Consider the following 12,095-nt stretch of genomic DNA (forward strand, 5'->3'; position numbering starts at 1 on the left):
TCGCGGTCCAGCAGAACTACGTTCAGGTCGCTTACTTTACGGTCCATAGCCTTAGCAACGCGTGCCAGGTTTTCGCTCATCGGTGCATTGATATCGATGCAGCCTTTAGCACGGGGGCCAACAGCGATTTTATCCATATACATGTCAGGAGCATGCAGCAGGCAGCCACGCGGAGCAATAGCAATAACTGCGATAGCACCGTTTTGTCCTTTAGCAACCAGGTTAGTACCTTCAATCGGGTCAACAGCGATATCAACCTCAGGGCCGCCGGCACCTACTTCTTCGCCGATATACAGCATCGGTGCTTCATCCATTTCGCCTTCGCCGATAACAACGGTACCTTTAATGTTTACGGTATCAAAGGCTGCACGCATAGCGTCAACAGCCAGGCCGTCAGCACCATTCTTATCGCCTCTGCCTACAAGATGACCGCAGGCAATAGCTGCCGCCTCGGTTACACGTACAAATTCCAAAGAAAGCTCTCTGTTCATTCTTCACAACACTCCTTAATATAATTTCAATATGGTAATAGCACTGCTTGCGCAGCACAAGAGAATTAACTCTATGCCCAACCTTTATTATGACACGTTTATTCTGATTAATCAATCTAAATTTTATTTATAGCAGAAGCATCAGGCAAACCTGCCACGGTAAAATGAAGACGATATACAGTAAAAACAGGCTGAACACCACGGTTACGCCAGCGCGAAAGGCATCAACAAGATATACCGCCTCCAGCGACCGCACCAAAAGATACAGCATCCACAGACAACCGACTAGGAACAAGACGCCTAAAAGCGGTAAGCCGTTTAATCCCATCCTGCCTGCCAGTAAGGCTCCCGGTGTAAGCAAAAGAAACGGCAGCGTCGTATATCCCAAAAGACAGATGAGCCCGACGGGGTCGCCTGCCAGCGCACCGAAGGTTTCCATAATGCCATGCAGCAAAAAGCCATAAAGCGCTAAAGCAGTTCCCGCAATCAGCACTGTCGCTATAATAATAGCAAAACGCACCTCCAGCGGCTCCTCCAGCAGCCAGCAGTTCGTCGCTACGCCAAAAAAGCTGAAGCTGAGAGTGAAATAAAAAGCACTGCGCCAAAGAGAAGGCTGCTTAGCAATTGCAGCCATGCCTGCACCAGGCTCAAAAAGTACCTCAAAGGTTTTGCGCCTCATAGCTCATCACCTCGTCATGCCGCCAGCCGGAGCACTGCTTTGCTGCAGACTGCCAGTCAGCTGGTTCACAAGCTCCGCTTTAATCAGCTCCGCAATATGAGCGCTGAGCAAAAATTTCCAAGGCTGCTGTTTTTCCTTAACCTTAACTGGCGGCAAGCCGTCAGCACCAGGCTTAATTTTTCCCAATTCACCTGCAGCAGCCAGTGCATCATAATAATCGCCGATTTCATCTACCAGGCCCAGGTTTTTAGCCTGCAGACCGGTGTAAACGCGACCGTCAGCCAAGGATTTTACCTTGCTTTCTTCCATCTTGCGTCCTACGGCAACAGTTGTCACAAACTGCTCGTAGATTTCGTTGACAATGTTCTGCAAAATAGCCTGTTCTTCAGGTGTCATCGGTCTGTCGCTGCTCATAATATCCTTATACGGACCACTTTTAATCTTGTTGCTCGTGATGCCGATTTTTTTGAACAGCTCTTCCGTATTCATATAAGGCATATATACACCGATACTGCCGGTAAGTGTAGTAGCGTTGGCATAAACCTTGTCACTGGCGCAGGCTGCAATCCAATAGGCAGCGCTCGCACCGGTATTACCCATAGTTGCCACAATCGGCTTTTTGGTTTTCTCCTTAAAGCGCTTCAGCTCCCTGCCAACCTCTTCAGCAGCCGTAGCACTGCCGCCACCGCTATCAATACGCAGCACCAAAGCCTTGACACTATCGTCAGCAGCTGCCTCGCGAATCTGCTTCATAATACTGCCGCTTGTTATACCTTCAGCCTGGCTGAAAATATTATCCCTGCTGTCAGCACCGCTTGCAATCGTACCGGAAATATTAATTACAGCTACGCGATCAGGCACAGTAACGGATTTCTCATTGTTGTTATTGCCCTTGAGCAATGAAACAACAAAGCTCAGCACAGCCAAAAGCAGCACTGCGCTGATAAAAATTTTCTTAAGCATTTAGTCACTCTCCTCCCTAATAAACTTATAGTCTGACACAAGCAAGAACTCCCCTCAGGCGAATGACTTACGGCAATTGCGCCTAAGGTGCCAAAGGGGAGTATTCCTATTTTGTCACAGCTGAGCCTAAAGCAGCATAGCGACTTCACCTATAGAAAAGCAGAAGCACCAGACACTTTAACCCCAAACTTTATTGATGGTGCTTTACAGCTGCACCTACAAAATCTCTGAACAACGGATGCGGATTTGTCGGACGGGATTTGAATTCCGGATGGAATTGCGCACCTAAGAACCAGGGATGCTCGCTCTCAGGCAATTCAACAATCTCTACAAGACGGCCATTAGGCAGTGTGCCACCAAGCACTAAGCCTTTGCCGACAATTTCCTCACGGAAGGCATTGTTGAACTCATAACGATGACGATGACGTTCATAAATCAGCTCTGCATTGTAAGCCTTGCTGGTCAAAGTATCAGGATAAACCTTACACGGATACAGGCCAAGACGCATTGTACCGCCCAAATCCTCAACATCAATCTGTTCCGGCATCAGGTCGATAACAGGATGCGCACTGTTCGGATTGAACTCCGAGCTGTTGGCATCAGCCATACCGCAGACGTGACGCGCAAATTCAATTACTGCACACTGCATGCCCAGGCAGATACCGAAGAACGGAATCTTGTGCTCACGTGCATATTGAATAGCTTTAATCTTGCCTTCGATACCACGGTTGCCGAAGCCGCCAGGTACCAGAATGCCGTCAACGCCGGCCATCACCTTAGCCATATCCGTATCATCTGCTTCAATTTCTTCAGCATTCACCCAATGGATATCAAGTTCTGCTTCATTAGCAACTGCTGCATGACGCAAGGATTCCGTAATAGAAATATAGGCATCCTGCAAAGCAACGTATTTGCCGACTACCGCAATAGTTACCTTCTTGTCATATTTTTTTAGGATACGGGCCACCATATCATGCCAGCCCTGCATATCCTTCGGCTTATCCTCCATTTCCAGCTTGCGCAGAACAATGGTATCAAGTCCCTGCTCCTCCATGAGCATCGGTACCTCATAAATGCTTCTTGCGGTAAGGTTTTGGATAACTGCGTCAGGATCAACGTCGCAGAACATAGCCATTTTCTCGCGCATTTCCTTGGAAATAGGCTTTTCACTGCGGCAAACGATAATATCAGGAGAAATACCGATGCTGCGCAGCTCTTTGACGCTGTGCTGAGTCGGTTTGGTTTTCAGCTCACCGGCTGCAGAAATATACGGCACCAGCGTAACATGAATATAAAGCACATCGTTCTTGCCGACATCTTTTTTTACCTGGCGGATGGCTTCCAAAAACGGCAGGCTTTCAATATCACCTACAGTACCGCCGATTTCCGTAATAACAAAATCAGCATTATCCTGCTTGCCGACGCGGAAAACGCGCTCCTTGATTTCATTCGTGATATGCGGAATAACCTGTACAGTACCGCCAAGATAATCGCCACGGCGTTCTTTATTAATTACACTCTGGTAAATCTTGCCTGTGGTCGTATTGGAGTTTTTGGACAGGTTGATATCAATAAAGCGTTCGTAATGTCCCAGGTCAAGGTCAGTTTCCGCACCGTCATCAGTAACAAAAACCTCGCCATGCTGATACGGGCTCATTGTGCCCGGGTCAATATTGATATATGGGTCGAACTTCTGGATAGTAACCCTGTAGCCGCGGCTTTTCAGCAAACGTCCCAGGGACGCAGCAGTAATGCCCTTGCCCAACGAAGAAACAACGCCGCCTGTCACAAAAATGTACTTGGTATTAGTAGTCATGATTTTTAACCCCCTCAGATTTCATAAAATGCTACAACGCAATAAAAATATTAAATTGTATCTAAACTCACTGCAGGCGGCAAAGCCTCAAGGACTCTGCCACCTGCAAAAGAATTTCTTAATTTACATTCTTTCCGGAGCAGAAACGCCCAGAATACCTAAAGCATGACGGATGGTGTGACCAACTGCCTTCACCAAAGCAATACGGGCTTGTTGTAAGTCTGTATCTACGCCCAGAATACGGCATTGGTTATAGAAGGAGTGGAACAAAGTTGCCAGCTCGTAGGTATAGGTTGCCACATGATGTACAGCGCGTTCGCGGGCTGCACGGGCAAGCAGTTCCGGATATTCGCCCAGCTTTTTAACCAGCGCCAGCTCTTCGGGAGCCTGCAGAGTATCCAGCTTCAGCTCGTCTAAAGCTACAGCCTCAATGCCTGCTTCGGCAAGCTGACGGGCAATGCTGCAGATACGCGCATGCGCATATTGGATATAATAAACCGGGTTCTCATTGGATTTTTCGGTAGCCAGAGTCATATCAAAATCCAGCTGGCTGTCTAAGGAGCGCATGCAGAAGAAGTAACGCGCCGCATCAACGCCAACCTCATCCATCAGCTCGCGCAGAGTGATGGTTTCGCCGGTACGCTTGGACAGCTTCACGATATCGCCGTTGCGGTACAGACGTACCATTTGCAGCAGCAACACCTCCAGCTTATCAGCATCAAAGCCCAAAGCACTTACAGCAGCCTTCACGCGGGCAATATAACCGTGGTGGTCAGCGCCCCACAGGTTGATGATGCGGTCGAAGCCACGCTCGAATTTGTTGCGATGATATGCAATATCGGCAGCAAAGTAGGTGGACACGCCGTTGTCACGGATAACAACGCGGTCCTTGTCATCGCCGTAAGCGGTAGAATTAAACCATTTTGCGCCGTCCTTTTCATAAACGCAGCCTTTTTCCTCAAGGAATTCGCAAGCCTCACGGATTTTATTGGCATCATGCAATGATTGCTCGCTGAACCATACATCGAAGGTTACGCCAAAAGCTTCCAGATCTTCTTTCAGGCCTGCCAGCTTTTCTTTATAAGCAATTTCCAGGAATTTAGCCAGACGCTCTTTTTCCTCTAAAGCAACGAATTCCTTACCGTAGATACGGATAATGCGCTGAGCGGTTTCAATGATATCATAGCCATGATAGCCGTTTTCCGGGAAAGGAATACCGGTCGGCATTTCGTCCAGCTGCTTAACGGTCAGGTCAGCAGGAACGCCGCCCATTTCCTCCAGCTTCAGCAGCTGCAGGTAACGTGCATTGACGGAGTTTGCCAGATTGTTCATCTGATTGCCGGCGTCATTGATATAATATTCGCTTTCAACATCATAGCCTGCAGCACGCAGCAGGTTAACCATAGCACTGCCGACTGCGGCACCGCGGGCATGGCCTACATGCAGCGGGCCAGTGGGATTAGCACTTACATATTCAACCTGAACGCGGCCCAAGCCGTTAGCAGGCAGATTGCCGTAGTTTTCACCGGCAGCCAGAATGCCTGCCAGCAAATCAGCGGTCCAGTTTTGTTTCAGATAGAAATTGATGAAGCCGGGGCCGGCAATTTCCATTTTATCTACGGAAGCACAGTCCAGATTATCTACAACAGCCTGTGCAATCTGACGCGGTGCACAATGCAGGCTGCGGGCAGACTGCATTGCAAAGTTAGTTGCAAAATCACCGAATTCCTTTTGCGGCGGAACCTCCAGCATAACCTCGGGCAAAGTACCCGGTTTCAAAGTGCCATTATCGATAGCTTTTTGCGCTGCATCTTTAATAGCAGCGGCTAATAAATCCTTTATATCCAAAGCAAAATCTCTCCTTCTCTTTCTTTATTGCTTATTTTGTTTCGTAAATAGGGTCATTAGTCAGTTCAACGCCCAGCTTTTTGAATACCTTGAAATCGCCCTCTGTCAGCATAACGGTAGAATGTGCCTGACAACCCTTCAGCTCCGGCAGCTTTTCCAGCGCCAGCTTGGCCAGACTGTCCGTTGCGGCACACATGGAAAGCGCTATCAGCACCTCATCCATATGCAGGCGCGGATTGCTGCTGCCAAGGTAGCGCGTCTTCAGATTCTGAATCGGGTTGATATAGGTCGGTGAAATAAGGTGCATTTCATCCGCAATACCGCCCAATTCCTTAATTGCATTCAACAATACTGCACTGGCAGGTCCCAGCAAATCTGTAGTTTTGCCGGTAACGATTCTGCCATCGGCAAGCTCCAGCGCAATAACAGCGCACTTGCGTTCTTCCGCAACCTCTTTGGCAACGGTCACCACGCGGCGGTCATTAACGCTGACCTTAGCCTGCTTCATCAGCAGCTCCAGCGTATAAACCTCCTGCTTGCTGGCCTCATCCATGGCCAGGCGGTTCAAGGATTGGTAATAGCGGCGGATGATTTCCTGACGGGAAGCCTCGCAGCACACCTCGTCATCGCAGATGCAGTTGCCTGCCATGTTAACGCCCATATCAGTAGGCGATTTGTACGGGCAATAGCCATAAATACCTTCAAAAATTGCTGCCAGCACAGGATAAATCTCAACGTCACGGTTATAATTTACCGTAGTTACGCCATAAGCCTCCAGATGGAAGGGATCAATCATATTAACATCCTGCAAGTCTGCCGTAGCAGCCTCGTATGCCATATTGACAGGATGCTTCAGGGGCAGATTCCAGATAGGGAAGGTTTCGAATTTAGCATAACCGGCCTTAATGCCACGCTTATTTTCGTGATACAGTTGCGACAGGCAAGTAGCCATCTTGCCGCTGCCGGGACCGGGAGCAGTAACAACTACCAGCGGACGTGTGGTTTCTACATAATCGTTCTGGCCATAGCCCGCATCGCTGACAATGTGCTCCACATTATGCGGATAGCCATCAATTGGATAATGGTAATAAACCTTGATATCCAAAGCCTCCAGCTTATTCTTGAAGCTTTCGATAGATTTCTGTCCCTTATATTGCGTAATAACTACGCTGCTTACATAAAGTCCCTTAGAGCGGTAAACCTTTACCAGACGCAGTACGTCCAAATCGTAGGTCAGACCTAAATCGTGACGCACCTTGTTATTTTCAATATCATCGGCATTGATGGAAATAATCATCTCTGCCTGATCTGCAAGCTGCAGAAGCATCTGCAGCTTACTGTCAGGAGCAAAGCCAGGCAGTACGCGGGAAGCATGGTAATCATCAAACAGCTTGCCGCCGAACTCCAGATAAAGCTTATCGCCGAATTTACTGATGCGCTCTCTGATATGCTCAGATTGCATGGTCAAATATTTTTGATTATCAAATCCTATTTTCATATTAAATTTCCTCAACCTCAATTAAAATCTTCATCTCACCATAAGGTTTCTCATCATGATACAGTGTATATTCCATTTCCAGCTCCCACAAACCATTGCGGAAATGGGTATATACATAGCTTGTTTCCGTCGTCAGAGGAATTTTCATATAAGGTGTCTGATAAAGGCTTTTGTCTACGTAGCCACGGCGAAACTCCTGTCTGTGATCAACACTGCCGCTGCGCATGACAATGACGTGCTCATCATCCCATTTCAGCGTCGTCTTCGTGTTATCAAGACCAGATTGTTCATCCTCATGGTAAATTACATAGTATTTGCCGCCCTTTTCCGTCATCATACCCGTATACTTTTGTTCAGAAGCCTGAGCCTCACTACCCTCATCCTTCGTTGTACTCAAAATACGAATTTTTACCGGCTGCATAGTACGTGCCTCCATAAACAAGATAGAGCCTGCACCATTTCGCCACACCATTATGATCGAAAGGTCGCAAGCCCTGCAAGATTTTTGTCAATCTAATGCCATTCAACTTCTCTGCACTAAAAAAGACCTCTTTTATTCTTCAATATTATATAACAGCTATAAAGTACAGTCAAGAAATAGCATAAGGAAGTGCGCCATTTCCCCTAGCAGCAGGTCCAAAAAATCAACCAAAAACGACAGAGTATACTGCCTTAGTATAGCTCTGTCGTCAGTTTTTGATCTGAAATTTTATTTTTTAGCTTCTTCCTTAGCTGCTTCTTTTTGCTGCGGGAGCATTACACTGAAATCATTCAGCAAGGGTTTCTCGCCGTTCAGCTTGAAAAGATATACGAAACGGGCAGCAGGTTTTTTCTCTGCAACAACCTGATACAACAGTACGTCTGCGCCATTGTGCTTTTCAACAACCAGCAATTGGTTGGTAGTCAGCTTGCCGAAGTCTTTAGCGAGCTGTGCATGCAGATTATTGTATGCCTTTTCATCCCAGTTCTTTTGCATATCCTCGGTCATCATAGAGGTAACTGCCTTATAGTTGCCGCCGTTGATAAATTTGTCAACAATAGCTTCCTCTGCGTCCAGCACCTTGCCGTTGGATGCACTGCAAACTGCGCTGACAGCCAGCATCATAACCATTGTAACCAGCATTAATATTTTTTTCATGGAAATCTCTCCTCCCATATGCTTAATATGTGTTTAATTATAGTCTTTCGCGCCTGCAAGTGCAAGCACTGCCATGAAAACTTTACAATCTTATTTACATTGCTTCACGAAGCCAAAGCAATTACAGGTTTTTATTCTTCCATTCCGTCAGCTGACTGCTGAAGGCTTCCCACTGCTGCGGCAATGCTTCCAGCGCTGCATCAGCCTTAGCCTGCTCCCAACCGCTGAACAAGGCCGCCTCATAACGCAGCTCCTTAATCTTGGGATTCGCCGCCACCAGACGTTCCACCATCAACGTGTTGATATAATCATCATGCAGCAGTCCCAGCATATCCTGCAGATACTTCAGACTGCGCAAAAGGCGTGCTTCCGGAGCCAGCTCCGGCACGCTCTGCAACGCATAGCGGAAGCGTTTGAGCTTGATGCGTATGCGATGCAGCTGCTCCATATTATGCAGGTCAGGATATTTTTCCGGCAGCTCCAGCAGCTTATCATACCAATTACCGAAACGACGCGACAAAAACTCTGCCAATGTCAGCTCCCTTTCCGGCGCAGGCACACTGTACAGCCACAAAAGCAATTGAGCCAGCTCCAGCGTCAGGCGGTTCAGCCGCAGTCCGCGCAGCGCCTTAGCTGCCGCCGCGCTACGCAGTTGCGTCAGCAGCGCCGTAAGCTGCGGTAACACTGCTTCCGCCTGCTCCCGGCTACGCTGCAGGCGGGAGCAGATCTGCAGCGCCACATCGTACTCCCGCACATCACCCAAAAGGTTGGTGCGTGCCTTCAGCACTCCCTGCCAGTGCAAAGCATCCTGCTCAGGCAAGAGCGGCTTGCACAGCGTCAGCAGTGAGCGCAGACGCCTGAGCTTGACGCGCAGCTGACGCATCAGACTGCGTTCCGGGCCACGGCATAAAACCTCCTGCCACAGCTTGCTTACGTAATAAACCTGCCAGGGAAGGTGGCAATGCACAAGACTCATAGCGCTGTCTGCGTCATAAGCAGCCAGCTGCTTTTGATCAAAGCAGCCTCGCAGCTGATCCAAACGCTGCGAAAAGTCCGGCTCTTCCAAAACAAATTTTGTTTTAGAAGCCAACAGCTTCTGCAGCAGACTGTCAACAGCTTTTGCCGCTTCTGCATTATGACATTCAAATTCAATAATAATATCCGCTATCGCCAACAGCTTGTCGCTAACCAGCAGTGTACCCCAGGCACAATACAAGCGTACGCCGTCAATATCTTCCGGTGTAAAACGAGTCAGGCGATATTTGTACATATCATTATCATTAAAATATTTTTCTTTGATTTTTACCTTGACGGTACTGCCAGGCAGCAGCCTTTTCGCAAGATTAAGCAGCTGCGCCTGGTTTTTTACTTCCAGTCCATGCAGACACAGCTTTTGTTTCATGACATCTACCTCCCGGGCCTTGACGCTTATTTGTTCTTAGGTACAATCTCCAGCCAATAATTATCAGGATCGGTAATAAAGTAAATTCCCATAGCAGGATTTTCGTAGCAGATGCAGCCCATTTCTTTATGCTTTGCATGCGCTGCTTCGTAATCATCTACCAAAAATGCCAGATGGAATTCATTCTCGCCAAGATTATAAGCCTCTTTGCGGTCACGCAGCCAGGTAAGCTCCAGCAGATGCGGTGTTTTGCCGTCCGTCAGATACACCAGGATAAAGCTGCCGTCTGCAGCCTCCTTGCGGTGGTCTTCCTTCAAGCCCAAAGCCTCTTCGTAAAACTTCAGGCTTTTTTCCAGATCCAATACGTTAAAATTATTATGTGCAAAAGTAAATTCCATAATGTACACCTCTCATTAAATTATATATTTAAAAAAACACTACCTGCTTCAAAAGCAGTGCAGCTAAAGCAATACCTGCTGCCAGCTTTCCCATAATCGCTAAAAAGCGCATCTTTGCTGCCGTCCAGGCCAAATGCATAGCATCAGCCGAAATACCTGTCCGAGCCAGCTCATAAGCAAAAGCAGCCACAAAGGCACCAAACATACCGCCAAGCAAAGAACCAAGTATAGGAAATATTAAGGTGCCCAATAAGGTACCGACAAAGCTTCCCAAAGCAATAAACAATACGGCGAACCAGGAAACTTTACTACGTTTGATGCCGAAAAGGCCGACGCAGAACTCCCAAAATTCACCCAAAGCATAGATAAGCACCATGGCTGACAGCAACCTGCCGTTAAAATACAGTACTTCATCAAAAAAAGCAAACATCAGAGATGTCAGTAAAAGCAAAGTATTTCCAGGAAGGTCGAATATTGTCAGTATCGGTCCCGATATAGCTATGAAGATTGCAAATGTACGCTCAACCAGCAGTTCCATAACATGCCTCCGTCTATTTATATTGTATTAATTATACCACATCCATAAACATACAAGTTTACTAAAGTGTCACGAGAATTAGAAATAAATGTAAAATCGTTGTGCAGTATCACAGAAAATGCTAAAATTAGTTAAGCTAAAAAATTCTCTCAAGGAGGTTCCCTCGTGAACGATATATTGCTTACTCTTAAACCATGGTACCCATCAATAAGTGCCTTCCTTTTCTTTACTGTTGTCCGCTATATTTATAAAAACTTTTTTATCCGCCTTTTGCGTCGTTTGAACAACAAGGTATCCTTTAGCTACGGCGAGGATTTTCTGAACGCCTTCGAAACGCCTATCAATATTGCCCTCTTTATTATTGCCTTCTATGCAGCAATCAACCTGTCACCATTGGCGTCAATGCATGATGTAAGCTTTACCGACCGCATTCTGCGTACAATCATTGTCACCAACTTTTTCTGGGGCCTGTATAACCTGATTGATACAACGCACGGCGTTTTCTTCGATTTGCTCGAAAGATTCGGCATCCAGACGGATGAAGCTATCGCCAACATTCTCGCAACTGTTTTCCGCCTGATTATCATAATGCTGGGCTTTGTAACCGTAGCCCGCGAATGGAATTATGATATCAGTGCCTTCATTGCTTCCCTCAGTATCGGTTCTTTGGCTGTTGCATTTGCAGCTAAGGATGCTTTGGCCAACGTTTTCGGCAGTATGATTATCCTGCTCGACAAGCCCTTTAAAATCGGCGACTGGATTAAAGCCAACGGCATCGAAGGCATCGTTGAAAGCGTTTCCTTCCGCAGCACCTGTATCCGCACCTTTCCGCAGGAGCTTGTTTATATCCCGAACTCCTTGCTCAGCAACACGCCGATTACCAACTATACGCTGCGCGAACGCCGCCGCATCGACTTTACGCTCGGTCTGACATATGGCACAACAGCTGCCCAAATCGAGGAATTTATCTTCAAGCTGAAAAATTATCTGGAGGATCTCACACTTATTGACGAAAATGATGTACGCGTTCATTTCCTCACCTATAACAGCAGCAGCCTTGATATCCGTGTTGTCTGCTACGCCAAAACAGGCAAGCACCTCGAATACCTCAACATTATGCAGGAAATCAACCTGCACACCTTGGAGCTTCTGGAAGAAGTTGGCGTAAGCTGCGCCTTCCCCAGCACCAGTCTTTATTTTGAAACCCCGCTGCAGGAAAATGTTACCGAACAGCCTGTCAAAGCACACGCCGAAGCTGATAAGCCAAAAGATAACAACGACTCTGCCGGCTGCTAATTCACTATTATTTCGCAGAAAAATTATA

At 47.3% G+C, this 12,095-nt stretch carries 12 protein-coding genes; 1 reads left to right on the forward strand and 11 read right to left on the reverse strand.

The genetic code is table 11. The features are described from left to right. From Q0G26_RS10255 to Q0G26_RS10305, 11 genes are all read right to left on the reverse strand, one after another. On the reverse strand, positions 1-491 hold a 491-nt coding region (locus tag Q0G26_RS10255; protein ID WP_293830375.1), incomplete at its 3' end, for a fructose-bisphosphatase class II. Positions 492-618: 127 nt separating this feature from the next. Next, entirely contained in the window at positions 619-1,170 is a 552-nt protein-coding gene (locus tag Q0G26_RS10260; protein WP_293830377.1) for a YIP1 family protein, read from the reverse strand. 6 nt (positions 1,171-1,176) lie between these two features. After that, positions 1,177-2,133, reverse strand: coding sequence for a signal peptide peptidase SppA (gene sppA, locus Q0G26_RS10265; protein ID WP_293830379.1), 957 nt, complete (start codon positions 2,131-2,133; stop codon positions 1,177-1,179). A gap of 190 nt (positions 2,134-2,323) precedes the next feature. Beyond that, positions 2,324-3,949, reverse strand: a complete 1,626-nt coding sequence (locus Q0G26_RS10270) for a CTP synthase (RefSeq protein WP_293830382.1) — start codon at positions 3,947-3,949, stop codon at positions 2,324-2,326. A gap of 123 nt (positions 3,950-4,072) precedes the next feature. Then, on the reverse strand, positions 4,073-5,797 hold the full coding sequence (argS, locus tag Q0G26_RS10275; protein WP_293830384.1) for an arginine--tRNA ligase: 1,725 nt from the start codon (positions 5,795-5,797) through the stop codon (positions 4,073-4,075). Between the two features lie 31 nt (positions 5,798-5,828). Beyond that, on the reverse strand, positions 5,829-7,295 hold the full coding sequence (locus Q0G26_RS10280; RefSeq protein WP_293830386.1) for a DUF1846 domain-containing protein: 1,467 nt from the start codon (positions 7,293-7,295) through the stop codon (positions 5,829-5,831). Between the two features lies 1 nt (position 7,296). Beyond that, a complete protein-coding gene (locus Q0G26_RS10285; protein ID WP_293830388.1) occupies positions 7,297-7,716 on the reverse strand; it encodes a DUF1934 domain-containing protein in 420 nt (139 codons plus the stop codon). Between the two features lie 288 nt (positions 7,717-8,004). Beyond that, positions 8,005-8,433 (reverse strand): hypothetical protein, encoded by a 429-nt coding sequence (locus tag Q0G26_RS10290; protein WP_293830390.1) that lies wholly within the window; start codon positions 8,431-8,433, stop codon positions 8,005-8,007. A 121-nt stretch (positions 8,434-8,554) separates the two neighbouring features. Further along, positions 8,555-9,835: a CHAD domain-containing protein gene (locus tag Q0G26_RS10295; RefSeq protein ID WP_293830392.1), complete on the reverse strand. Its 1,281-nt coding sequence runs from the start codon at positions 9,833-9,835 to the stop codon at positions 8,555-8,557. A gap of 26 nt (positions 9,836-9,861) precedes the next feature. Further along, a complete protein-coding gene (locus Q0G26_RS10300; RefSeq protein WP_293830394.1) occupies positions 9,862-10,233 on the reverse strand; it encodes a VOC family protein in 372 nt (123 codons plus the stop codon). Between the two features lie 28 nt (positions 10,234-10,261). Further along, positions 10,262-10,771: a DUF456 domain-containing protein gene (locus Q0G26_RS10305; RefSeq protein ID WP_293830396.1), complete on the reverse strand. Its 510-nt coding sequence runs from the start codon at positions 10,769-10,771 to the stop codon at positions 10,262-10,264. A gap of 165 nt (positions 10,772-10,936) precedes the next feature. On the opposite strand from Q0G26_RS10305, the gene Q0G26_RS10310 reads away from it, so the two are divergent. Continuing rightward, positions 10,937-12,067, forward strand: coding sequence for a mechanosensitive ion channel family protein (locus Q0G26_RS10310; protein ID WP_293830399.1), 1,131 nt, complete (start codon positions 10,937-10,939; stop codon positions 12,065-12,067). Positions 12,068-12,095: the final 28 nt, after the last annotated feature.

Origin of the sequence: uncultured Phascolarctobacterium sp. (assembly GCF_934190775.1) — a bacterium.
GTDB lineage: Bacteria > Bacillota > Negativicutes > Acidaminococcales > Acidaminococcaceae > Phascolarctobacterium_A.

Bases quoted from the DNA above. Each gene is read 5' to 3' on its own strand.
- Q0G26_RS10290 (WP_293830390.1), bottom strand. From the start codon at position 8,433: ATGAAAAAAATATTAATGCTGGTTACAATGGTTATGATGCTGGCTGTC.
- Q0G26_RS10280 (WP_293830386.1), bottom strand. From the start codon at position 7,295: ATGAAAATAGGATTTGATAATCAAAAATATTTGACCATGCAATCTGAG.
- Q0G26_RS10270 (WP_293830382.1), bottom strand. From the start codon at position 3,949: ATGACTACTAATACCAAGTACATTTTTGTGACAGGCGGCGTTGTTTCT.
- Q0G26_RS10300 (WP_293830394.1), bottom strand. From the start codon at position 10,233: ATGGAATTTACTTTTGCACATAATAATTTTAACGTATTGGATCTGGAA.
- sppA (WP_293830379.1), bottom strand. From the start codon at position 2,133: ATGCTTAAGAAAATTTTTATCAGCGCAGTGCTGCTTTTGGCTGTGCTG.
- Q0G26_RS10295 (WP_293830392.1), bottom strand. From the start codon at position 9,835: ATGAAACAAAAGCTGTGTCTGCATGGACTGGAAGTAAAAAACCAGGCG.
- Q0G26_RS10260 (WP_293830377.1), bottom strand. From the start codon at position 1,170: ATGAGGCGCAAAACCTTTGAGGTACTTTTTGAGCCTGGTGCAGGCATG.
- Q0G26_RS10285 (WP_293830388.1), bottom strand. From the start codon at position 7,716: ATGCAGCCGGTAAAAATTCGTATTTTGAGTACAACGAAGGATGAGGGT.
- Q0G26_RS10305 (WP_293830396.1), bottom strand. From the start codon at position 10,771: ATGGAACTGCTGGTTGAGCGTACATTTGCAATCTTCATAGCTATATCG.